Here is a 26109-nt window from a genome sequence, read left to right on the forward strand (position 1 = left end):
AAACATTTATTATGTTAAAAGTAATATTTACCAAAAGTTGGGGCTTCCCTCATTTTACTTTGGTGCCTATTTTAGAATTTTTATTTTTATTTTTTATTTTGCCATTAGTAGCCTGTCCTCTCATGGGGCAGGTGGTGCAAAAAAAATGCCTTTCGCCGTCAGAATATTCTCTGTGGGGAGAAGTGCATTTAGATAAAATTTCTTATGATGAAAAATGGACAAGTTACAGGAATACCTATGAAAATTCGCAGGATACTCTCTTCATACAAAATATTGTAACTGGGCGAAAGTTATCTGTTATTGGTGCAGAAAAAACACTCTTCACAAGTGGCAATTTTTTCATCTATAATAACACAACAAATCTGAATATTCTGAATCTGAAGACCCTAAAAACAGAAACTATTCCTAAAGTAAAACAGTTTCTATATGACAAGAAGACTGATAAGCTCGTAATTTTTATAGGCGATGCCCAGGAAAATGGTACACTTCTGGTTAAACCGTTGGGAAAAGCAGGCGTAGTTAATTTTAAAGGTGTGTCTCAGCTTGCCCTAAGTCCCATAGGAGGTAAAATAGCGTTTACCGCTTCGACCCATTCAGGACATGCTATCGCAGTTCTAAATCTAGAACAGTTGAATAATGTTAAATGGATCGCAGATAGCTCAGAGCAGTTCATCGGCTTGACTTGGGAGGATAATGGCAAAGCATTGGCTTTTTTACGCCAATCGGCAGATCAGAATATAAATGCATTGGGATTGTATGTTCTGTCGGCGGAAAAGTCGTATGAACTAGATCCAAACTCATGTTCTGATTTTCCACAGAAGTCCTCAATATATTTTGATGCGTTCACGCCCATAGTAATCTCGAGTGATCTGAAGCGTGTTTTTTTTGCCATAAAAAACGAAACAAGTTCTTCAGAGGACGGGTCCCCGCAAAAGGTCGAAATTTGGAATTCAAATGATAAACGGGTCCGTGCACAGGAAAAATATGCAGGCCGTTTTGACGCAAAACCTAAAGTAGCGCTGTGGAATCCGAACAGCAATCACGTCAACCTCATTACGTCAAACGAGCTTCCATTACTGATGCTCAGCGGAGATATGAAATACGCTGTTTTATCAGATCCCGATCAACATGAGCCACAATTCAAAGTGGAAGAAATCAGAGATATCTATGTTATGGATCTCTCCACATTTGAAAAGAAAATGGTTTTGGAAAAATATGTATATGTGCCTTTGGAGCTAAATATTTCTCCTTCGGGGAAATATTTTTCGTATTTTAAGGAAAACAGCTGGTGGGTTTACGATTTTGTATTAGGAACTCATAAAAACGTATCAGAAAAAATTGGTGTGAAATTTACCGGTAAGGCTCAGGAACTTGTCCCTGAATCTGCTTACGGGAATCCTGGATGGAGCCTGAATGACAAGGAAATTCTTCTTTATGATCAATTTGATATTTGGGCGGTCAGCCCGGACGGAAAAACTTCTAGTAGGATTACAAAAGGCAGGGAGTCCGGTATTAAGCTGCGTGTCGCCAAGGCGTCCAATGGGAAAGGGCTGAAATTTCTTTTCGATGGTCTTGTGTCTGAGAGTTTTGATCTTAGTGAAGAGTTGCTGCTGCGTGGTAGCGGAAGTGATGGCAAGACAGGTTATTTTAAGTGGATGAGCGGTTCGCGGCAAAAAGCTCTTACATACGGCGACTACTATACCGATGATCTAAATTACAGCCCAAAAAAAAGAACTTTTTTTTTCAGGGAACAGAAATTTGACAGTCCGCCACAGCTATTGAGCAGCTCAGTTTCGGGAGACAAAAAAAGTTTTTATAAAAGCAATTCTCATCATAAAAATTATTTCTGGGGTAGGTCGGAACTGATAGAGTTTGAGAATGCTAAAGGTAGAAACTTAAAAGGTGTTCTGTTTTATCCAGCAGAATATGACCCGAAAATAAAGTATCCAATGATTGTGAGTATTTATGAAAGCCAGTCACGTGAACTGCATATTTATGAAAATCCAACTTATTATAACGGAGCAGGTTTCAATATCACTCTGGCAACAGCAGCTGGATATTTTGTTTTTTTACCAGACATACATCTTGAATATCAAAACCCCGGACTATCTGCAGCGGACTGTGTTATTTCAGGAGTCAAAAAAGTAATCGAGAAAGGAATTGTAAAGCAGGATAAGATTGGACTTAGGGGACACTCCTTTGGCGGCTTTGAGAGTGCCTTTATCATATCGCATACCGATCTGTTTGCCACAGTGATAACAAGCGGAGCTATTACAGATCTGTTCAGCGACTACCATAGCCTAGGTCCTCGTGCAGGAATTCCTGAAATATGGAGATATACTACAGAACAATATAATATGGGCAAATCTCCCTATGAAATCCCAGAAATGTATGCTGCCAATTCCCCTATAATTCATGTGCCTAAAATAGATGTTCCGGTACTTTTATGGACAGGTGAAAATGACCCTCAGGTAGATCCTCGTCAAAGTTATGAATTTTATCTTGCACTAAGACAGCTGCGGAAAAAAAGTGTTATGCTCATTTATCCCAAAGCTGGTCATGTCCTGATGAAACCTGACCAGCAGAAGGATGCTACGGTTCGTACTTTAGAATGGTTTGATTATCATTTGAAAGACAATCATTCCTACTCTTGGATTGCCGATGCAATGAAATAGGTATCCTTATAAATAAAAAAACAATGCAGTTCCGTAGGAACTGCATTGTCAATTAAAGAAGCATTTTTTATTGTCCATTTACAACGCGGTATAATGGCTGTACACAATTATTCTCTGCATTTTTTTCATATGCAATTGGTCCGGAGGTATCGCCCATACGACACAGCTCTTCTTTCTGTATGTCACTGCACTGAGTTCTGTTAGGAGAACAGGTTCCGTTGGGATTAGCAAAATAGCCCCATTTCAATGCAACATCATTTTTTTCAGGTGCCTTCTGCATGGAAGTTGTAGCAAAAGCTCCTGAAACTGCCAAGGCTACAACAGCTGCCGGCAGTACGTTTTTTAAAATTAAAGTTTTCATAATATTAAATTTGAAATTATAAGTCTGATCTACTTTTTTCTACAGGTGTTCGATCTGATTCCTGATACCGGCCGGTATATTATTATCGGATGCAGCCAGGCTGAAGCCGATATTTATTTCTTTGTAATTTCTTTTTTTAAGACATTCTTCAACTTGTAAACAACAAGATCTTCTCCTATTATCACAGAGAGGTAATCTTGGGTGACTGCAAAAGAATTCAGGGTGCTGGATGAGGTGTGATATATCGGAAAACTCATCAGATAACTTCCTTTGGTCAGATCGTAAACATCGATAATAAAAGATTTCTGCCACAGTGTTTCATCCTCATATTGGCCTCTGACAAGTGAATGGACGAATAGCAGATTTTTATATACGGCAGCTTTTGAATTCACCACATCCGATGGAGAAGACAGGGCGTACTGTTTTCCTCCCTTGAGCGTTGATACTTTTAACCTTGCTTTTGAAATGGTGTCGATAGTATGGCCCCTGTATTGAAGAGTACCGTTTTGATCTGCCACAATGAATTCATTTCGATAGTAGTATAAATACACGATTTTCTTTATTCCATTGCTGTATAAAAGTATACCGTCGGTATCGAAGATACCGTCGATCTGTTTTTGTAAGAGGTCTCTTTTATAGTTAATTTTAGGGATTGAGTCTATTTTAAAAACACCCAGCACATTGGCAAGTTTTACTGAATTATTTGATCGGAAAGCGACCGAAGCTCCATCGATTGGTACTAGCTTTGTAAAATAGGGCATTCCTTCAAATTCTTTAGTGATGCTCCAGTTTTTAGCGTCTCCCCGGAACAACACTGGAACGCTTCCATCATAAAGGTAGAAGTGTGGCTCCTGCAGTGTAATATAAATATTTTTAAAAGGGATCTTTCCCGGTGAGAACGAAATCATTTGGATTTTTTGATCTTTTAGATCAGAGTCAAATGACATAAGGTAGGAAGGAAATTCATAGTTGCCCAGAATTATTCGGTTTCCGCGCAAACCCACTATATAATAGGAATTATGCTTTAATTTAAACGAGGCTGAATATTCTGCTGGATGTTGCGGATAACGTCTTAAAAATGGATTGCGGTGGTGCATGACTTCTTCGGAAAATACAAAGAGAAGCACTATTGCCAAAATGCTAGTCACAAGTGTCGCAGCTATAGGTTTAAAAGAACTTAGAAAGATGTAATTAAAAGGTTCAGGTTTTTTCTCTTGTCTATTTAAACCTATTGCCAAAATTGCCAGTATGACAAAAACAAGATTGAATATAAGATGGGCATTCCAGCTCATTTTTTCCAGAATTCCACCACAGGAACACGGAACAAAAGAACCGAAATGAAGAAGTATAAAGATATAGGCAGAAAACATAGTCATTAAACTCAATGCCAGATAAAGACCCAATGTTCGTGATTTTGGAACAACAAGTAATGCAGCAACCAGTACTTCAATTACAATTACCAGCCAGGAAATCCATGATGCATATATACTTAGTAAGGGCGACTGTCCAAGGTGAACCTGAAAATTTTCAAAGTCTAATATTTTGCTGGTAGCTGCATATATAAAAAGCGTAACACACAAAAGATAGATTATTTTTAGGGAGACAGTCTTTATATTTTTGTTTACATTCATGATTTCATTTAAAGTGATTATTTGATCAATTTTAAGACTTAATATTCTAAGTAAACTCTCTTTGTAAATCTTAAAACAGCATTCAAATAGGTTAATGTATTCTGTTGATTACAGCTAAAACAAATCTACAAAAACCTATTATACTGTCTGTTATCAAAAACAGGCGCAGATTATTCAATAGCATTCAAATGTTAGTTAAAAATAAAGATTGCCTTGCTGCATAAAAAGAAGATGCCAATAAACAATTTTATGTTTATTGGCATCAATTAATTTTCTTATTTCATTTACTTTCCGATATCACTCAATGAACTAAGTTTTTCACTGAATTCTATGAGTCCCGCTTTTTGAAGAAATTCATCTCCAAATTGTTTTAGTTCCTGGAGATTTTCCTGAGGAATACTGGTCAAAAAGAGGGATGATTTATCATCACCTTTTGCGGTGAGCCCGCGCTCAATTACATGGTTTAATAAAAGCACATTTTTGCGTGAAATTTTCAAATCAATTTTCACTACTTCATTCATGCCTGGGATACTAAATATAGTATCGAAAACCTTTGCTACATCATTTGTTGTCATCATAAAATCTATTGCAGACGGGTGGGACTAGTTTTGCAGCTCCCAGTACATTAAGACTTGCATCAGGAATTAAAGCTCATTTTGGCAGTTCTTTAAATGCATTGGCAATTAGAACCTTGCTTATTCATAGTTCTGAAGCTTCTGAACTTCCGAAATTTGAAGTTGGATGGGGGCGAGTTGCTAGAGATTTAGAAAGCATAGTGGTGTGTGAAGACCATGTAATGAGGGTGGTATATCAGGGGAAAATTAGTGCTGCAAAATATCTACGAGCACCGATTCCTTTGCCACCTGGAGCAATTGTCGGAATGGTGAAAATAAAAGCTACTCTTTGCTATGCAACTCCCGTTGATCCTCATTGTCCAGATAACTATACTCGGAGTGGTTTAGAGCCATTTTTTCGACCAAATAAAAATAAGAAACGTAAAGTTGAAAAGGGAGAAGCTGAACCAATGCATGCTTTAACAAAACCCTTTTTTGTAATGATATTATTGACGCCTTATTTGTCAATACTTATTTGATTGAAGGGAATACTTATACAGAACATTTTGCTAAAACCGGAACAATAACCATTACTTCAATGAATTCTGATAAAAAAACAGTGTCCGGAACTTTTAGTTTTACTGCTGAAAAAGTGGGCGTATTACAAACTAAAGTAGTTACACCTGATGTTGTTGAAGTAAAAAACGGAGTATTTACAAACGTGCCTTATAAAGTATTGACTACGCCATAAGTATTGAGTAATTAAATATTAATAAACCGGGTCAGAAATGGCTCGGTTTTTTTTACGTCTTAAATTTTAGGTATTTCCTATCAAAATGACAATTGTCATTTCCCGTTCAGATTCTTTTTCGTAATATTACTATGTAAATATTTTTGAATGAGAAAGATTAAATACAAGAAGGGACGCAAGCTTCAGCATATCACTTTAGAGTACACAGGTGTTGAAAAAGAGCATGAAACAGAAATGCAACTTTTTGTATACGATGATGCAGATGTCGTTGAATATGAGAAATTTACCGTTTTAGCATTAAATACCTGCATTGATTATACTAAAAATAACTGGCTCAATATTCATGGATTAAATGATATTAATTTGCTTAAAACAGTTGGTGCACATTTTAAACTGGATGATTTTTTATTAGCAGATATTTTAAATACTTCAAAAAGAACCAAATTAGAAGAACAAAAAGATATATTGTTTTTTAATATAAAATCACTTTTGCCTTCTGAATATTCGGATAATATTAGTGTTGAGCAGATAAGTTTTATTTTGAAGGACGGAATTTTAATTTCATTTCAGGAAAAACGAAGCGATTTTTTTACTCACATTCGAGAACGCCTTCGCACTCATGCAGGAATTGTGAGAACTAAAAAAGTAGATTATTTGCTTTATTTATTATTAGATGCCGTAATGGAGAATTTTTACATTACAATTGAAGACGAAGAAGATAAGATTGAGGAATTAATCAATTTGACTAAAAAAGGCGCGGATCCTATTATTCTGGAAAAGATTGAGAATCACCGTGATAATTTTAATTTTTTAAAACGTTCTATAATTCCGCTTCGAGATTCTTTGTATTATTTAAAAACAATTAAAGACGATGATACTTATAACGGAATTCAGAAAGAGACTTTTAGTTTCTTTATCAGATTGCATCAAAAAAGTCTGGAGCTTTTAGAGCAAATCGATTCTGATATGAGCTCATTAGAAAGCGCTTCTAATTTTTATTTCTCGGAACAAAGCCGAAAAATGAATGAGATCATGAAAACCCTTACGATAATTTCGGCTATTTTTATTCCGCTCACTTTTATTGTTGGTGTGTATGGAATGAATTTTGAATATATGCCGGAATTACGTGCAAAAAATGGCTATTTTATTGTCATGGGCGGTATGCTTTTATTAGTTGTCGCTTTGATTATCTATTTCAAAAAAAGACGCTGGTTTTAGCGTTTATTATACAATTACAAAATTTGTTAAGTTTCAATATATAAGTTATGAGTAAAGCAATATATATAGCCACAAGCGATCATAATAGCGGTAAATCGATTATTACACTCGGTTTAATGAGTATTTTGATTGGTAAAACGGCTAAAGTAGGATATTTTAGACCCATTGTAGAGGATTTTGTCGATGGAGAACTGGATAATCATATCGAAACAGTTTTGTCTTATTTTAATCTCGATATCAAATTTGAAGATGCGTATGCAATTACAAAAAGCAAATTGATCAAGAAGAAAAACAAAGGTAAAATAGGAGAGGTTTTAGATCTGATTATCGAAAAGTATAAAAAGCTTGAAGAACGTTTTGACTTTGTTTTGGTAGAAGGAACAAGCTTTACAGGCGAAGGAACTTCGATAGAATTAGATCTGAATGTTTTGATTGCGAAAAACCTTGGAATTCCAACTATCATTATAGGTTCTGGAGTTGGAAAGACATTAGAAGAATTGGTAGACAGTCTTTATTTGATTTACGATTCTTTTAAAATAAAAGATGTTGAGGTTTTATCCGTTATCGCCAATAAAGTTCAATTAGAGAATATAGAATTGGTAACACAAGGGTTACAGAAAAGTTTGCCAGGGAACGTCTTGATCAATACAATTCCGTTGATTTCTAGTTTAAATAATCCAACAATGCAGGAAATTGTCAATCAGCTTGATGCAAAAGTATTGTTTGGCAGTGCTTATTTAAACAACGAAATTGGGCATTTTAGCGTTGGTGCGATGCAATTGCACAATTACCTGGTTCATTTGCATGATAATGCTTTGGTAATTACTCCCGGAGACCGTTCAGATATTATTTTAGGGGCTTTGCAAGCCAATGAATCGGCTAATTATCCAACCATTTCAGGAATTATTCTAACCGGAAATATAGTTCCCGAAGAAAGTATTTTAAAACTAATCGAAGGGCTTTCTGCCATTGTTCCTATTATTGCCGTCGATGGCGGAACGTACAGTATTACCAATAAAATTGGTTCAATCAAATCAGAGATTTACGCCAACAACACCCATAAAATTGAAACATCGATTAGTACTTTCGAAAAATATGTAGCAGTAGACGCTTTATCTGAACGATTGATCACTTTTGTGCCGGAAGGAATGACACCAAAGATGTTCCAGTACAATATGGTAAAAAGAGCCAAACAACATCGCAAACATATTGTTTTGCCTGAAGGAACTGATGACCGAATTATCACTGCCGCTTCAAGATTATTAGATATGGACGTAGTTGATATTTCTATAATTGGTGATAAAAAACACATCGAAAATAAAGTTGCAGAACTTGGAATTACCTTTGATTTTTCGAAAGTCAATATTATCAATCCAAAAGAATCTGAGCTTTATGAGGACTATGCAAATACGTATTACGAGCTTCGAAAAGCTAAAAATGTAAGTATTACCATGGCAAGGGATTTAATGGAAGATGTGTCTTATTTTGGAACTATGATGGTGTACAAAGGGCATGCTGACGGAATGGTTTCCGGAGCAGCACATACTACACAACATACCATTTTGCCGGCGCTGCAATTTATTAAAACAAAACCAAATTCATCCGTAGTTTCATCCGTGTTTTTTATGTGTTTAGAAGACAGGGTATCTGTTTTTGGTGATTGTGCAATTAATCCAAATCCAACAGCAGAACAATTGGCCGAAATTGCTATTTCATCTGCTGAATCAAGTTTAGCTTTCGGAATCGAACCAAAAATAGCCATGCTTTCTTATTCATCAGGATCATCAGGAAAAGGAGATGAAGTTGATAAAGTGAGAACGGCGACTGAAATTGTAAAACAAAAACGACCGGATCTAAAAATTGAAGGCCCAATTCAGTACGATGCCGCAGTGGATCGTGAAGTAGGAAAAAGCAAAATGCCGAATTCTGAAGTAGCGGGGCAGGCGAGTGTACTTATTTTTCCTGATTTAAATACTGGAAATAACACGTATAAAGCCGTACAAAGAGAAACAGGAGCATTAGCTATCGGACCAATGCTGCAAGGCTTAAACAAGCCGGTAAACGATTTAAGCCGTGGCTGTACGGTTGATGATATTATAAACACAGTAGTAATTACAGCGATTCAGGCGCAAGGATTGTAAGCAATTAAAAATTAAGAATTAAAAATTATCAGTTTTACGTTCTGAAATAATACTTAAAAAAATCCGTTTTGATCCGTGTCTTCGCGATAGCGAATCCGTTTTATCAGCGTCAAAAATTTGGAAATACAAAAAATTAGCGACTTAGTGCCTTAGCGGCTAAAAATAATAAACAATGAAAATATTAATAATAAACTCAGGAAGTTCTTCAATAAAATATCAATTAATGATTATGCCTACAAACGAAGTAATTTGTTCGGGTATGATTGACAGAATTGGTTTAGAAACTTCGAATGTAACCTTCAAAACTTCTTCTGACTCACTAGAAGAATTGCTGCCAATTCCGAATCATAAAGTAGGTTTACAAAAAGTGGCTGATATGCTTTTACATCCTGAAAAAGGAGTTATAAAATCAACATCAGAGATTGGTGCAGTTGGTCATCGCGTGGTACATGGAGGAAGTTATTTCTCTGATACCACAATCATTACTGAAGAAGTTAAAGATAAAATAAAAGAACTTTCAGAACTGGCTCCATTGCATAATCCGGCACATCTTGTGGGAATAAATGTTGCCGAAGAAATTTTTTCAGCCGCAAAACAAGTGGCAGTTTTTGACACTGCTTTTCATCAGACAATTCCAGTTGAAGCGTACAAATATGCCATTCCTAATTATCTTTTAACAGAGAATAAAGTAAGGGTTTATGGTTTTCATGGAACCAGCCACAAATATGTTTCAGAAAAGGCAATTGAGCATTTAGAGAAGAGTTCTAAAATAATTACCATTCACTTAGGAAACGGTTGTAGTATGACCGCAATAAAAGATGGAAAAAGCATTGATCATACGATGGGATTTTCACCGGCAAATGGTTTAATAATGGGAACCAGAACAGGAGATATTGATCAGTCAGTTATTTTTTATATGGTTAAGAATCTCGGGTATTCTGCAGATGATGTAAATTCGATTTTGCTGAAACAAAGCGGAATGTTAGGACTTACCGGATATAGCGATTTACGTGATATCGAATCAGAAGCGGCAAAAGGAAATAAGGAATGTGAGTTAGCTTTATTGATGAACGCTTACCGTATCAGAAAATATATAGGTTCTTATGCTGCTGCTTTAAATGGCCTGGATGCTATTATCTTTACAGCTGGAATTGGCGAAAATTCATCCTATATGCGAAAATTGGTTTGTACTGATATGGATTATTTTGGAATTGAAATAGAGGATGAGAAAAATCAGATTCGTTCTAAGGAAATTAGAGAAATTAGTAAGCCAAATTCAAAAACAAAAGTTTTAGTAATACCAACAGACGAAGAATATGAAATCGCAAATCAGGTATACCAATTGCTGCAGAATTAATTGATTTTACGACTTTACATTACTTCAAATGATTATCATTACAATAATACTGTTTTTAGTTTTTGCAGCGATTTCAATGCTTCATTTTTATTGGGGTTTTGGAGGTAAATGGGGGAGTTACTCGGTCGTACCAACTAAAGACGATGGATCGCCAGTTTTTATTCCCAGAACAATTTCAACTTTTATTGTTGCTATTGGTTTATTGGGTTTTGGTGTTTTTTATTTGATAAAATATGGTTGTATAACTGTGAGTTTGCCAATATGGCTCGATAGGTATGGATTTTGGATCATCACTTTTATATTTATCCTCAGAGCTATCGGAGATTTTAATTATGTTGGCTTCTTCAAAAAACATAAAAGTTCAGATTTTGCCTTAAATGATACCAAGTATTATTCTCCTTTGTGTTTGCTAATTGGGGTATTAACATTAATACTAGTGTTTTCTAATTAAATATTTAAGTAGTTTATAGCTATAAAAAAGCTCCTCAATCGAGGAGCTTTTTTATGTTTTTAAATATTTGTCAGTATCTTTGAATATAAATCCGAATATTTTGAAATCGACACTTCTAAAACTGTTTTTCTTGTTTTTAATTGCTTCACAAATCCAGGCACAAGAATTACTTCCTTTTGTAGAAAACTATAATAAATCAGATTACCAGGGCGACAATCAAATCTGGAATGTTGCTCAGGGAAAAGATAATGCCATGTATTTTGCCAATAACCATTATTTATTGCGATATGATGGCGTAATGTGGGAAAAATATACTTTGCCTAATAAAACCATTATCCGTTCGATTATGATCGAAGGCGATAAAATCTATTCCGGTTCCTATAAAGAGTTTGGGTATTGGTATAGGAAAGAGGGAAAGATGCATTATGTTTCGATCACCAAAAATCTGCGCTTATTTGATGAAAAAGACAATGAGGAAATCTGGAAAATTTTCAAATTCAACGGGTCTATTTATTTTCAATCATTTAATGATGTTTTTATTTATAATGGAAAACACATTCAAAAAATCAGATTTCCTTTTCTAATATCCTATTGTTTCGTAGTTGATAATGATGTTTACGTAGCCTCGGTCGAAAAAGGTCTTTTTAAAATGAGTGGGGCAAAGATTGCAAACCCAAAAGGCTGGAATATCTTAAAAAATACAGTCGTTCATGCTGTCGAAAAGTACCAAAATAAGAATTATATTTTTACTCAGAAAAAAGGAATTTTTATAGTCGAAAAAGATCGTTTAGTACCTTGGAATAACCCATTAAACGAGACCTTAAAAGCAGCAACGATTAATGTAGCCAAATTTATTAAAAACAATAAATTGGTTATAGGAACAGGTAACAGAGGTCTTTTTATTTATGATTTCAATACAGATACCTATAAAAACATTGATCGCAACAATGTGTTAAAGAACAATTCAGTTTTGAGCATTGGTTTTGATAAAGAAAATGATTTGTGGCTTGGCTTGGATAATGGGATTACCCATGTAGAAATAAACTCTCCAATATCTTTCTTTTATGATAACTCGGGACTTTTAGGTTCTGTTTATTCTGTGGCTGCAATAGACAAAGGCTATTTAATTGCATCAAATCACGGTATTTTCGAGTTTGTTTCAGGAAAGTTTAAAATGATGCCTAATACACAAGGGCAGGCATGGAATATTACTAAAATTAATAATAAGTTTATCATTGGACATAATGATGGAAACTTTTGTTATGAAAATGGCTCTTTGGTTAAGATTAATAATATAAACGGAGGATGGAACTTATCTAAAAGCAGTATCAATAATACTTATTTTCAATCGACCTATAGCGGAGTCCTGGTTTATGATAATCCTGCAGACCTAACGCAATACAAGATTATTAATGATCTTTCGAAACCTATTAAATACGTTGCTCAGAATAAAAAGAATGAAATTTGGGCTGCTGATAATTACCGTGGATTGTATCGCGTTGTCTTTGATGATAATTACAAAACAAAAAAAGTTGAGAATATCACGCAGCAAAGTAAAATAAAGAATGATTTTGGAGTTAAGATTTTTGAATTTAGAAAAGAAATCCTTTTTCTAATCAACAATCTATGGTACACTTATAATTCGATTACTAATAATCTTGAAGAGAATGAACAGTTTAATTCTAATTTCAAGAATATTACCGATGTAGTCTCTATTGACGAAGATCATTTTGTGGTACTGCAAAATGGAATTTTATATCATATTCACGCAAATGGAAACAAATTTATATGGAACATCATTCAGGAGAAGTATTATAAAGGAACTTTAATCAATGATAACTTGAGAATTTTTAAAACTCAAAATCATTATTTGCTCAATCTTGATGACGGATTTATTTCTCTTCAATTAAAGTATGTTAACAAACAGAATTCAAATGTTAAGATAGAAGCGTTTAATGAAGAAAATCTAATTTCTAATGATTCAAAGATTAAATACAATACAGAACTAAAAATAAATGTGATCTCGGGGATTTATGGTGCCAGTAAGCCTAATTTATTTTATAAGATTAACAAAAGTAAAGATTTTATTCAAATTTCAAATGGATTAATTGAGCTGAATAATTTGAGCAGTGGTTACCATTCTGTTGTTGTTTACAAACATGACGGCGCCAACTATGAAAAAGTGTCCACTTTTGATTTTAAAGTTGCTGAACCCTGGTATTTTTCTATTTGGATGGTGATGCTTTATTTACTAATAGTGGGAGCAGTGTTGTTTTTCTATTATAAATGGAATAAGCTTCGTTATATGCAAAAATTAAAATTGCAGGCCGAAGAATTAAAACATCAGCGCGAAATTCTTGAAATGGAGCTAAAGGCGGAAAATGAATTGAATGTTCAGGAGTATGAAAAACATATTCTGGAACTCGAGCTGCAAACTAAATCATCTGAAGTTGCAGGTAAATCTTTGTCTATTGCAAAGCAAAGTGAAATGATCGAAAATATACAAAGCATTTTAGATTCAGAGAAAGATTTTAATAAACTCAAAAGTGAAATCAAAAAAGCTATCAAAATAAATGAAGTAAATAAGCACGAGTGGGAAACTTTTGAAACGAATCTAAATCAAATTCACAATGAGTTTATAATAAACCTTTCAAAGAAGTTTCCTAACCTTACTCCAAAGGATATTAAATTATGTATTTACCTTAAAATGAATCTTTCTTCAAAGGAGATTGCTCCTATGATGAATATCTCATTTAGAGGTGTAGAACTGCACCGATATCGTTTAAGAAAGAAGCTAAACCTCTCTCAGGAAGATAATCTCTCAAAATTTTTATTAAGTGTGTAAGATTTGTATTTGTTTTTTAAGGATATTATATTTTTAAGTATCTTTTTTTATATAATTACAATACATCATTACTACATCATAACGTTATGTTAATAATAATAAATTAACATTTAGAGTGCTGATTTTCACTAGTGTATATTAATGTTTTAACATAATGATGTAGCTATGTTGTAGTGTTGTATGATGTACTACAACGTTGTAATTGTTTAATTTGGCTCTACTAACTTAAACGATTACGAACTGTATGAAAAATTTTATTTTTAGCTTTTTAGCGCTTTTGCTATTGCCGGCATATATGTCTGGACAAGCAATTAAAGGAAAAGTAGTAGACAGTAGTGGAATGGGAGTTCCGGGAGCAGTTATTAGTGCTTCTAATTCCAGAACTTCTACAGATGCTGATTTCGACGGAAATTTTACAATTAATGCCAAAGAGGGGGAGATTCTTAAAATCTCAATGTTAGGTTTTGATGCTGTTTCTATTGCAGCAACGACCGCTCCAATGACAATCACATTAAAAGAAGCAGGTGACACTGCTTTAAAAGAAGTTGTAGTTATTGGTTACGGTACCAGAAAGAAAATTGATAATACATCTGCTGTAAGTTCAATTAAATCTGAAGAAATTACAAAAATGAAAGTATTGAATGCTTCTCAGGCTATTCAAGGTAAAGCTGCCGGTGTTCAGGTATCTAGCTCTGATGTGCCAGGAAGTACACCTTCTGTTGTGATCAGGGGAGCAGGTACAGCATTAGGAGGAAGAAATCCTTTATATGTTGTAGATGGTATGCCAACTGACAATATCAACAACATTAATACTAATGACATTACATCTTATGAAATTTTGAAAGATGCATCTTCATTAGCTATTTATGGTACAAGAGGGGCAAATGGTGTAATTATGATTACAACAAAAGCAGGAAAAGGAAAAATGAATGTAGAAGTTGAAAGTTTTGCAGGTTTTAGAACTCCTCTAAAAACTGTAAAAATGGCAAATGCTGACGAATATGTTCGTTATAGTAATGCTGCTTTCAGTGGAGCTTTCCCAGCAGGCAGATTCTCTGCAAATCAGCCTTATAATACTAATTGGCTTGATGAGATCACAAGAACGGGATCTTATACTCAAAACAATATCGCAATTTCAGGGTCTTCAGAAAACGTAAAATACTTTTTTAGTGTTGGAAATTATGAAGAAAAAGGAATTCTAAACGGATCTGATTACGGACGTACAACAATCAGAAACAACAATGAGTTCAAACTTTCTGATAAAGTGAAACTTACTCAAAATATGAGTGTGAGTACAATCAAAAATACTCCAATGCCATTAAGTGCATTTACGAATGCTTACAGACAATCTCCACTAGTTCCTGTGCGTTATGCTGATGGAAAATATGGTGTGCCATTTATTTCAAATGGAGTTGTAGGAGAAACTGGTGAATCATTCAATAATGTTGGAAATCCGGTAGCTCAATTAGATTATACAAATGAGAGACAACAAACTCTTACTTTGCAAGGTGGTTTGAAATTAGATTATGAAATTATCAAATCATTAAAATTCACTTCACAATTTAATGGAGAGTTTTATACTTACAAACAGTACAATTATGTTGATAACGTAGCACTTTGGTTATCTGCAGATCCTACGCGTGTACAATCAAAGTACCCTGGAGATTTGAATGTTAACACATTGACAAGAAGCAGAGACCAATATTTTAATTGGAATTTGTCTAACTACTTTACATATAATAAAGTTTTTGCTAATATTCATGATGTTGAAGTTACTGCTGGTATCGAGGCGAATGTTCAAGGTACAAGAGAGAAATTGACTATCGACAGAAAGAATGTTAATCCAAATGCGGACTATTGGTCATTAAAAGATGTGAATGTTGCAAGTTCAGTAACAGGATATAAAGATGAAGCTTTGAACCAAAGAAGATTACAATCTTATTTTGCGCGTTTTCAATACAAATTGATGGACAGATATTTACTTACAGGTACTGTAAGACGTGACGGATCATCACAATTTGCTGATGACAAGCGTTGGGGAACATTCCCATCAGTTGGTTTGGGATGGATTGTATCTAAAGAAAGTTTCTTAAGTAAAGTAGAAACAATTGATTTATTAAAATTAAGAGGTTCTTGGGGTAGATTAGGTAATCAAAATGTACCATTGAATACTCAAACTTTTACTTCTGGATTAGATTATCCTTTTGGTTCAGGAACAACAATCAACTCACAAGTTGACCCTAACTTATCTTGGGAAATTGTAGAAGAACTTTCAGGTGGTGTTGATTTTGAATTGTTTAAAAGTAGATTAAAAGGATCTTTTGATTTATATGAGAAAAAAACAACAAACACAATTTTGAATGTTAAACCATATTCAGCTTCAGGAATTACAGTAGCTGCACCTTCACATATTGGAGAAGTATCTAACAAAGGTTATGAAATTGCATTACGTTGGGATGACAAAATAAATGATAATTTAAGCTACTGGGTTGGAGGTAACTTCTCCCATAATAATAATGAGCTTACTAATCTTAAAAACGTTCAGTTATCTCCTATCATCGGAGGAAGTTTAGGAAATGGTCAAAACACAAAAATTCTTGATAATACTTCTGTAGGACAGCCTTTAGGTAGTTTCTATATGTATGAATTTGCCGGAATTGATCAGGCTAATGGTAACATGTTATACTATAACGCAAACGGAGAAAAAGTAGTTCAGACAGCATTAAACGAGAGAACTGATAAAAAATACGTAGGATCACTTTTACCAACTTCTACTTACGGAGTTACAATGGGGTTAACGTATAAAAATATTGATTTTTCTGTTGATGGATACGGAACAGGAGGAGCTAAAGTGTATAATGGTAAAAAAGCACAACGTTTTGGAGGTGAGAATATCGAAGCTTCAACAGCACGTGATTTCTGGTCACCAACAAATACAACATCTTCTAATCCTGCACCTTCTAACGTGACTCCTGTTGCTTCAACATATTACTTAGAATCAGCAGATTTCTTTAGAATCAATAACATTACTGTAGGATATAAACTTCCTTTAAAAGATGATCAGTTTTTTAGCTACTGTAGAATATATGTAAATGCAATCAATCCGTTTATTACGCAAAAATTCTCAGGATTCTCTCCTGACGTTACAGGCGATGGTAAATTGGTTGAAGGTACTCAAGGAGTTGAGTTAGATGCTTATCCATCATTGAGATCATTTGTTATAGGTGCTAATTTAAAATTTTAATATCATGAAAAAAATATATATATCAATGTTTGTGCTTTCCGGATTGCTCTTTGCAGGATGCGCAGATGACTTTTTGGATGTAAGTCCGACAGAATCAATTCCGGTAGATCCGGCGTTGGTAAACAGTGATGAAGGTGCTACTGGTTTTGTAACAGCAATTTACAATCAGTTTTTAGGATGGGAAATGTCTTCGTTTGGCTGGAATGCAGTTTCAAGTATCATTACAGATGATGCAGATAAAGGTTCTGATCCTGGTGATGCAGGTGGAGATAAAGATATCATTGATGCTTTAACTTATAATGCTTCAACACCATCATTTGAATCTACATGGAATGCTAATTATGCGGGAATAAACAGATGTAATCAAGCCTTAGAGATGTTTCCTAAACTTGATAAAGTTACTCCTGAATTAAAAACCAGATTAACAGGTGAAGCTAAATTTATGAGAGCTTTCATGTATTTTACTTTAGTAAAAGGATATGGCGGAGTTCCTATTGTAGATCACTTATCAGGTGTTCCAATTTCAGATGCTGATAAACAAATGCAGTTAACCCGCAAGTCAGTTGCAGAAGTTTATACTTTTATCGAAAAAGATTTGGCAGATGCTATTGAAGCTTTACCAGAAAAAGGCGCTTACGTAGGAAATGATAAAAAAAGAGTTTCTAAAGGTTCAGCTTATGCTTTGTTAGCAAAAGTAAACTTATATCAAAAAAATTGGCAAAAAGTAATTGACAATTGTGATAAAGTAACCGGATATAGCTTAGTTTCAGATTATTCTCTTCAATATAAAAAAGAAGGTGAATTTGGTGATGAATCTATTTTTGAAATTGATGGAGTTGGTACAACGGCCACTCCAGGTTTCGGAATTGGAAACTACACTGTTTCTCAGGCACCACGTGGTGCTGGAGGATGGGGTTGGGGATTCAATACACCAACTAAAGGTTTAGCAGATGCTTATGAGCCAGGTGATGTAAGACGTGCAGCTACTATTATTTTCAGAGGATCATTTTTGTATGATGGTAGAGAAGTTCCTTCTACTGTAGCAAATGCAATGTATAATTATAAAGCGTATTCATCATCTTTTTATAATGTAGAATTTACAGATACAAATCTTAGATATTTAAGATATGCAGAAGTAATCTTAATGAAAGCTGAAGCTTTGAATGAATTAGGACAAACTTCTGAAGCTATTCCTTTAGTAAATCAAATTCGTAAAAGAGCAGGTTTAGGAGATACTCCTTTTACTTCTCAATCAGATATTAGAAAAGCAATCTATAAAGAAAGAAGATTAGAATTTGCTTTTGAGCATGACAGATGGTTTGATCTTGTGAGAACAGGACAAGCTCAGTCAGCTATGGCAGCAGATGGAAAAACTTTTATTGTTGGAAAACATGAGTTATGGCCAGTTCCAACTACATTCTTAAGAGAAGCAGGTGGACTTTCTCAACAAAACCCTGGTGGTTACTAATTAAATTTTTTTAAATCACTCCTTTCTTGTGAAAGGAGTGATTTTTATTAATTGTTTTCAAATTTTATTATAATGGTTAGAATTTCAGTTTTATTATTAGCATTGAGTTTTTTTGGTTGTGGGTCAATTGGTGAAAAGTCGAAAGATAAAGTTGCCGAAAAGACTTCTGTGGTTAAATTAACAGATGATGAACTTTTAGCTATTGTTCAAAAACAAACTTTCAAATATTTCTGGGATTATGCAGAACCAAATTCTGGATTAGCAAGAGAACGCTATCATCCGGATGGATTTTATCCTGATAATGACCCAAACATTGTAACAACCGGAGGTTCAGGTTTTGGACTTATGGCAATTGTTTCCGGAATATCACAAGGTTATATTACCAAAGCACAAGGAGTTGAAAGACTAAACAAAATTGCTGACTTTTTAGGCAAAGCAGATCGTTTTCACGGAGCGTGGTCGCATTGGATAGACGGAAATACCGGAAAAGTAAAACCTTTTGGAACCAAGGATAATGGTGGAGACTTAGTCGAAACATCATTTTTGGTTGCAGGGATTATTACTGTTCGCGAATATCTAAAAGACGGTTCTGAAAAAGACAAAGCTGTAGCTCAAAAATATGATGCACTTTGGAAAGGCGTAGACTGGCAATGGTATACAAACAATAAAAATGTATTGTACTGGCACTGGTCGCCAAATTACGACTGGCAAATGAATTTTCCGCTTGAGGGATATAACGAATGTTTGATTACATATGTTCTTGGAGCGTCTTCGCCAACACATGCAATAGATGCAAAAGCATACCATGAAGGCTGGGCGAGAAGTGGCGGAATAGTGACTTCTAAAACAAAATATAATATTCCATTGATTTTAAAGCATAATGGAGCAGAGGAATTTGGCGGACCATTATTTTGGGCACATTATTCTTATGTAGGACTTGATCCAAATCAATTAACAGATAAATATGCCAACTATTGGGATCTGAATGTAAATCAGGTTAAAATAGATTATGAATATTGTGTTGAAAATCCAAAGAAATTTGCAGGTTATGGCGCTGATTATTGGGGATTAACAGCATCTTATTCAAGAAATCCTGATGGATCAATTGGGTATAATGCACATTTTCCAACAAATGATGTTGGGGTTATATCACCAACAGGAGCAATAAGTTCAATTGTGTATACTCCAAAAGAATCAATGGCCGTGATACGTAATCTTTATGAAAATCATAAAGATCAAACCTGGGGAGATGCAGGTTTCTATGATGCCCTTAGTTTAGGAAATAATTGGGTAGCAAAACGTTATTTGGCAATCGATCAGGGACCTGAAGTAGTGATGATCGAAAATTACCGCACAGGTTTATTATGGAAATTATTCATGAATGCTCCTGAAGTAAAACAAGGTTTGGTAAAACTTGGATTTAAATCCGGGAAATACGGTTTTTAATAACGTTTAAAATGAAAAACAGTTTAGCGTTATTGATGGTTCTTTTTTCAGTAATGAGTTTTGCTCAGACTGAAACTACCGGAAAAATAAATACGGTTATAGTCGTAAAACATGAATTAGGTTATGCTTTACACAAACCGGCAAATACAAAGGAAAAAAAGCCATTAATAGTATTTATTTCTGGAGATGGAGAAAAAGGTACAGACATTGAAAAAGTAAAGATCAATGGCCCTTTAAAATATCTTAAAACACATCAGTTAGATGCTTATGTATTAGCACCGCAATGCAAAGAAGATGAAAATTGGGATATTGAATCGATTAATGAATTGATTTTAAAGGTTCAAAAAGAAAACGAAATAGACGCTGATAGAATATATGTTACAGGTCTAAGTTCAGGAGGCTGGGCAGCATGGAATCTCGCACTTTCATATCCGGATAAGTTTGCCGCAATAGTGCCTATTTCAGGTTTTGTTGATTTTATTGAGCTGGAAAATGCTTGTAAAATAGCTGCTATCCCAACCAGAATTTTCCACGGATTATTAGACGATGTGGTAAAAGTAGATTATGCAATTACAATCTACAAAGAATTGAAAAAATGCAATGCAAAGGATGTCCAATTAACCATTTTTGATGATGCAGGTCACGATAGCTGGACAAGAGTTTATGACAATCAGGAGATTTATGACTGGATGTTTAAACAAAGAAAAATGAATACAAACAAATAAATACAATAGAATGAAAAACAAATTAGTCTTACTATTTTTAGGATGTGCTGTTTTGGGTTATGCCCAGAAAAAGAATACTAAAAACGCAGTAAAAATTAAACCAAGGTCAGAGTTTGTAGCTGAGTTATTGTCGAAAATGACATTAGATGAAAAATTAGGTCAGCTTAATTTACCAACTTCTGGAGATATTACTACAGGACAAGCAAACAGTTCTGATGTGGCTACGAAAATTGCTGAAGGAAAAGTAGGAGGTTTATTCAATATAAAATCTGTTCAAAAAATTAGAGAAGTACAAAAAATAGCTGTTGAAAAGAGCCGATTGAAAATTCCATTGATTTTTGGAATGGATGTTATTCACGGTTACGAAACAACATTCCCAATTCCGTTAGGATTATCTTGTACTTGGGATATGGGATTGATCGAAAGAAGTGCTCAAATTGCAGCGCAGGAAGCAAGTGCTGATGGTATCAACTGGACATTCTCTCCAATGGTTGATGTTTCTCGTGATCCTCGTTGGGGAAGAGTTTCTGAAGGTTCAGGAGAAGATCCTTACTTAGGAAGCCGAATTGCAACTGCGATGGTAAACGGATACCAACAACATGATCTTACAAAAAATAATTCGATCATGGCGTGTGTAAAACATTTCGCTTTATACGGTGCTCCAGAAGGTGGTCGTGATTACAATACAGTTGATATGAGTCGTATCAGAATGTTCAACGATTATTTCCCTCCTTACAAAGCAGCTGTTGACGCTGGTGTAGGTTCTGTTATGGCTTCTTTTAATGAAGTAGACGGAATTCCTGCAACAGGAAACAAATGGTTAATGACAGATATTTTAAGAAAAGAATGGGGCTTTAAAGGATTCGTAGTAACAGATTTTACAGGAATTCCTGAAATGATCGAACACGGAATGGGAGATTTACAAGCGGTTTCTGCGCAGTCTTTAAATGCTGGTGTTGAAATGGATATGGTTGGAGAAGGTTTCTTAACTACTTTGAAAAAATCATTAGATGAGAAGAAAGTAACTATCGAAACAATCGATAATGCTGTTAAACTTATTTTGGAGGCTAAATATGACCTTGGATTGTTCCAGGATCCTTATAAATATTGTGATGCTAACAGAGCAAAAACGGAGATCTTTACTGCAAGCAGCAGAAAAGAAGCAAGATCAATTTCAGCACAATCATTGGTTTTATTAAAAAATCAAGGGCAGGTTTTACCACTTAAAAAATCAGGAACTATTGCTTTAATCGGGCCATTGGCTGATGCTAAAGAAAATATGCCCGGAACATGGAGTGTAGCTACAAAAATGGAAAATGCTATTTCACTTTTAGCAGGAATCAAAGAAGTAGCAGGAAAATCTACGAAAGTATTATATGCAAAAGGAAGTAATTTAGATTATGATGAAACTTTTGAGACAAACGCAACCATGTTTGGTAAAACGTTACACCGTGATGCCCGTTCAAAAGAAGAATTATTAGCTGAAGCTTTACAAGTGGCTAATCAATCAGATGTAATTGTTGCTGCACTTGGAGAATCTGCCGAATTAAGTGGAGAATCAAGCAGCCGTACGAATTTAGAAATTCCACAAGCACAAAAAGATTTATTAAACGCATTATTGAAAACAGGAAAACCAGTTGTTTTAGTTTTATTTGATGGTCGCCCATTAGTGATTAAAGAAGAAAACGAAACTGTTCCTGCAATTTTAAATGTTTGGTTCGCAGGTAGCGAAGCAGGTTATGCTATTGCTGATGTTTTATTTGGAGATGTAAATCCTTCAGGAAAATTAACATCAACTTTCCCAAGAAGTGTTGGTCAATTGCCAATTTACTATGCTCATAAAAATACAGGAAGACCACTTTCTAACACAGAAGGTAAATTCGAAAAATTCAGATCTAACTATATCGATGAGAGAAATGAGCCATTATTCCCATTTGGTTTCGGTTTAAGTTATACTTCTTTTGAGTATTCAAATGTGAAAATTTCATCTGATAAAATGAATCCTGCAGGAAAATTAAAAGTGACAGTTGATGTTGCAAATACAGGAAACTATGACGGAAAAGAAGTTGTTCAGTTATACATCAGAGATTTAGTAGGTTCAGTAACAAGACCAGTTAGAGAATTGAAAAATTTCCAAAAAATTACACTTAAAAAAGGGGAGAAACAAACCGTGACTTTTGATATCACAGTTGAAGATTTAAAATTTTATAATTCTGATTTACAATTCGTAGCAGAACCTGGACATTTTGATGTTTTCGTTGGAGGAAATTCAAATGCCGATAAGAAAGTTAGTTTTGAGTTAACTAAATAGTTGGTTTATTTATTATTGATTGGCCCTCCGTAGTTAGTTCGGAGGGCCTTTTTTTAGCTTTTTAGCCTGTCTTTTGTAAGTAAATTCTATGGATAATAACCTTTAAAATATAAATTTTAATTTTTATAAAATGAATACAATCAAAATATCCGGTGCATTTTTTTTAATACTAACAATAGCTCTTTTCTCCTCTTGCAGTGCAAAAAAAGATGTTGTTGTAGCACATCGCGGAGCATGGAAAAAAAATAACCTGCCAGAAAATTCAATAGCTTCCCTTAGGCATGCTATTGATTTAAAACTTGCCGGTTCAGAATTTGACGTCTGGAGAACGGCTGATGATTCTCTTGTAATCAATCATGATGCCCATTATAATAAACTGCTTATTGAAGAAACAAATTATGCAGACTTAATAAAATTTAAACTTTCGAATGGGGAGAAATTGCCAACCTTACACGAATATATTACAGAAGGTAAAAGAAACAATAAACACACTCTTTTGGTCTGCGAAATAAAACCTTCGGAAATAAGTAAAGAAAGAGGAAAAACGACGGCGCTAAAAACGGTTGAAGTGATCAAAAAGCTTCAGGCCGAAAAAATTACCGGATACATTAGTTTTGATTATGATATACTGAAGCAAATCAGACAAGTAGATCAAAGAACTTCTTTGCAATATCTTGAAGGTAATAAATCTCCAAAAGAAGTAAATTCAGACCATATTTCAGGTGTTGATTATCATTATTCTTTTTTTCAAAAACATCCTGAATGGATCAAAGAAGCAAAAGACAACAATATTACCCTGAATGTCTGGACCGTTAATGATGCTGATGTTATGGATTGGATTATCGAAAACAAATTCGATTATATCACCACCAATGAACCTGAATTATTAAACGAAAGATTAAAGATTAAAGAATAAAGAGTGAGAATTAGATTTTAAACTATGAGATCTAATTTTAAAAACAAAAAATAAAAGAAATGTATAAACTATCGTCTCTATCGCTTTTGTTGCTTTTGATAGGATTTAATACCAATATCTCGGCACAAAAATCCAGTATTCCGGGTAAAACAGAATGGTTTGATCCTAACAAAACAGCTACAACCTACTGTAATCCAATTAATATTGGGTACAATTATACCACTCATAATCATAACGGAATTCCGGAATCGCGCCGTTCAAGTGCAGATCCGGTAATTATTACTTACAAGGGCGAGTATTATTTATTTGCTACCAATCAGGCAGGTTTCTTTTGGAGCAAGGATATGTCAGATTGGAATTTCGTTTATGGAAGTTTTCAAAGACAGCCGGGCGATGATGATCAGTGCGCACCTGCGGCATGGGTTGTAAATGATACCTTATTTTATGTAGGTTCAACCTGGAAGAAAGATCACCCAATCTGGAAAACAGCTGATCCTAAATCAGGAAGATGGACAAGGCACGTAGACAAAGCAATGCTGCCAACATGGGATCCTGCTATTTTTCAGGATGATGATAAAAAAGTATATATGTATTACGGTTCAAGCGGAAAATTACCTCTTGTTGGTACCGAAGTAGATTATAAAACGTGGTTGCCAATAGGTAATCAGGCAGACTATGCAAAGCTATACGCTGCAACTGAAGTAGAAGATATTCAGCGTCCGTACGGACAAATTAAAGAAGTAGTGGGACTTGATCCTAAAAACCACGGTTGGGAACGTTTTGGACCTAACAATGATATGGAACCTGCACCTTGGGGTGATTTTATAGAAGGTGCATGGATGACCAAACACAACGGAAAATATTATATGCAATATGGTGCTCCGGCGACTGAATTTAAAGGATATGCAAATGGAGTTCACGTTGGTAATAGTCCGCTAGGGCCTTTTGAATATCAAAAACACAATCCAATGTCATATAAACCGGGAGGATTTGTAATTGGAGCAGGACACGGAAATACTTTTGCTGATAATTTTGGCAATTACTGGAATACCGGGACTTGCAAAATTTCGATAAAAGATCGTTTTGAGCGCCGTATCGATATGTTTCCTGCGGGATTTGATAAAGATGATGTCATGTATTCTATCACTTCTTACGGCGATTTTCCAATTGTATTGCCAACACAAGAGCGTGATCAGACAAAAGGAGCTTCATCAGGATGGATGTTACTTTCGTATAAAAAACCGGTAACAGTTTCTTCTTCTGAAGAATGTATGGAAGTGGAAACACACAGAATGGATAATGGCGGTAAAAAAGTATACGAGAAATTCTGCTACGGTGCTGAAAATTTAACCGATGAAAATATTCAAACCTATTGGTCTGCTAAAACAGCTGATGCCGGAGAATGGCTTCAGATGGATTTAGGCCGACCAATGGAAATTAAGGCATTGCAGATTAATTATGCAGATCATAAAGCGACTCAGTTTAATAAAGCAATGGATATTTATTATCAATATAAAATCTATATGTCTGATGATGCGCAGAACTGGACATTAGTAGTCGATAAATCTAAAAATGACAAAGATGTTCCTCATGATTATGTAGAGTTAACGAAAGCAATTAAAGCACGTTACATCAAAATGGAAAATATTCATAATGCATCTGGATTGTTTGCGATCTCTGATTTCAGAGTATTTGGTAATGGATTATTAGAAAAACCAAAAGCTGTTAACTCGCTTAAAGTAGATCGAAATAAAACAGATTCAAGAAATGCTATGATTTCCTGGAAAAAACAAGCGGATGCCATTGGTTACAATATTTATTACGGTATCACGCCTGATAAATTATACAATGCCATTATGGTGTATGGAGATAATTCGTATGATTTTAGAGGTTTAGACAAAGGAACAAAGTATTACTTTACTATCGAAGCTTTTAATGAAAATGGAATTGGAACAGAGAATAAGATTATCGAAGTAAAATAGCTTTATTTTATTAAAATGATAAAAACTCTAATT

18 protein-coding genes are annotated in these 26109 nt (G+C 34.6%); 15 read left to right on the forward strand and 3 right to left on the reverse strand.

What is annotated here, in order from left to right; genetic code table 11:
* Nucleotides 1–11 precede the first annotated feature (11 nt).
* On the forward strand, nucleotides 12–2675 hold the full coding sequence (locus NJT12_RS07915) for a S9 family peptidase (RefSeq protein ID WP_271335343.1): 2664 nt from the start codon (nucleotides 12–14) through the stop codon (nucleotides 2673–2675).
* A 67-nt stretch (nucleotides 2676–2742) separates the two neighbouring features.
* Here the strand turns inward: NJT12_RS07915 and NJT12_RS07920 are convergent, their stop codons facing one another.
* The 3 genes from NJT12_RS07920 to NJT12_RS07930 all read right to left on the reverse strand — a co-directional run bounded on the left by NJT12_RS07920 (nucleotide 2743) and on the right by NJT12_RS07930 (nucleotide 5245).
* Nucleotides 2743–3036, reverse strand: coding sequence for a DUF6520 family protein (locus NJT12_RS07920; RefSeq protein WP_271335344.1), 294 nt, complete (start codon nucleotides 3034–3036; stop codon nucleotides 2743–2745).
* 113 nt (nucleotides 3037–3149) lie between these two features.
* On the reverse strand, nucleotides 3150–4667 hold the full coding sequence (locus NJT12_RS07925; RefSeq protein WP_271335345.1) for a MauE/DoxX family redox-associated membrane protein: 1518 nt from the start codon (nucleotides 4665–4667) through the stop codon (nucleotides 3150–3152).
* A gap of 284 nt (nucleotides 4668–4951) precedes the next feature.
* Entirely contained in the window at nucleotides 4952–5245 is a 294-nt protein-coding gene (locus NJT12_RS07930) for a hypothetical protein (RefSeq protein WP_271335346.1), read from the reverse strand.
* Between the two features lie 8 nt (nucleotides 5246–5253).
* Here NJT12_RS07930 and NJT12_RS07935 point away from each other — a divergent pair, with 8 nt between their 5' ends.
* The 14 genes from NJT12_RS07935 (at nucleotide 5254) to NJT12_RS08000 (ending at nucleotide 26076) form a co-directional block, all read left to right on the forward strand.
* The gene (locus NJT12_RS07935) at nucleotides 5254–5760 is read left to right on the forward strand and encodes a S8/S53 family peptidase (RefSeq protein ID WP_271335347.1); all 507 of its coding nucleotides are present in this window, start codon (nucleotides 5254–5256) and stop codon (nucleotides 5758–5760) included.
* A complete protein-coding gene (locus tag NJT12_RS07940) occupies nucleotides 5757–5972 on the forward strand; it encodes a DUF6252 domain-containing protein (protein WP_271335348.1) in 216 nt (71 codons plus the stop codon). The genes NJT12_RS07935 and NJT12_RS07940 overlap by 4 nt, the downstream gene beginning before the upstream one ends.
* A 147-nt stretch (nucleotides 5973–6119) precedes the next feature.
* A complete protein-coding gene (corA, locus tag NJT12_RS07945; RefSeq protein WP_271335349.1) occupies nucleotides 6120–7190 on the forward strand; it encodes a magnesium/cobalt transporter CorA in 1071 nt (356 codons plus the stop codon).
* Between the two features lie 47 nt (nucleotides 7191–7237).
* Nucleotides 7238–9331 (forward strand): phosphate acetyltransferase, encoded by a 2094-nt coding sequence (gene pta / locus NJT12_RS07950; protein ID WP_271335350.1) that lies wholly within the window; start codon nucleotides 7238–7240, stop codon nucleotides 9329–9331.
* Nucleotides 9332–9503: 172 nt separating this feature from the next.
* Nucleotides 9504–10688: an acetate/propionate family kinase gene (locus NJT12_RS07955; protein ID WP_271335351.1), complete on the forward strand. Its 1185-nt coding sequence runs from the start codon at nucleotides 9504–9506 to the stop codon at nucleotides 10686–10688.
* Nucleotides 10689–10716: 28 nt separating this feature from the next.
* A complete protein-coding gene (locus NJT12_RS07960; RefSeq protein WP_271335352.1) occupies nucleotides 10717–11139 on the forward strand; it encodes a DUF3995 domain-containing protein in 423 nt (140 codons plus the stop codon).
* Nucleotides 11140–11239: 100 nt separating this feature from the next.
* Nucleotides 11240–13984 carry a ligand-binding sensor domain-containing protein gene (locus tag NJT12_RS07965; protein WP_271335353.1) on the forward strand — a complete coding sequence of 915 codons (2745 nt, stop codon included), beginning with the start codon at nucleotides 11240–11242 and terminating at the stop codon, nucleotides 13982–13984.
* 244 nt (nucleotides 13985–14228) lie between these two features.
* Entirely contained in the window at nucleotides 14229–17228 is a 3000-nt protein-coding gene (locus NJT12_RS07970; RefSeq protein ID WP_271335354.1) for a SusC/RagA family TonB-linked outer membrane protein, read from the forward strand.
* 4 nt (nucleotides 17229–17232) lie between these two features.
* The gene (locus tag NJT12_RS07975) at nucleotides 17233–18696 is read left to right on the forward strand and encodes a RagB/SusD family nutrient uptake outer membrane protein (RefSeq protein WP_271335355.1); all 1464 of its coding nucleotides are present in this window, start codon (nucleotides 17233–17235) and stop codon (nucleotides 18694–18696) included.
* A gap of 72 nt (nucleotides 18697–18768) precedes the next feature.
* Entirely contained in the window at nucleotides 18769–20142 is a 1374-nt protein-coding gene (locus NJT12_RS07980) for a glucoamylase family protein (protein ID WP_271335356.1), read from the forward strand.
* An 11-nt stretch (nucleotides 20143–20153) separates the two neighbouring features.
* Nucleotides 20154–20867 (forward strand): carboxylesterase family protein, encoded by a 714-nt coding sequence (locus tag NJT12_RS07985; RefSeq protein ID WP_271335357.1) that lies wholly within the window; start codon nucleotides 20154–20156, stop codon nucleotides 20865–20867.
* 10 nt (nucleotides 20868–20877) lie between these two features.
* Nucleotides 20878–23178, forward strand: coding sequence for a beta-glucosidase BglX (bglX, locus tag NJT12_RS07990; protein WP_271335358.1), 2301 nt, complete (start codon nucleotides 20878–20880; stop codon nucleotides 23176–23178).
* Between the two features lie 130 nt (nucleotides 23179–23308).
* Complete coding sequence (locus tag NJT12_RS07995; protein WP_271335359.1) at nucleotides 23309–24094, forward strand: glycerophosphodiester phosphodiesterase family protein; 786 nt, start codon at nucleotides 23309–23311, stop codon at nucleotides 24092–24094.
* 59 nt (nucleotides 24095–24153) lie between these two features.
* Complete coding sequence (locus tag NJT12_RS08000; protein WP_271335360.1) at nucleotides 24154–26076, forward strand: discoidin domain-containing protein; 1923 nt, start codon at nucleotides 24154–24156, stop codon at nucleotides 26074–26076.
* Nucleotides 26077–26109 lie beyond the last annotated feature (33 nt).

This window comes from Flavobacterium azizsancarii (assembly GCF_027980145.1).
Classification (GTDB): Bacteria; Bacteroidota; Bacteroidia; order Flavobacteriales; family Flavobacteriaceae; genus Flavobacterium; species Flavobacterium azizsancarii.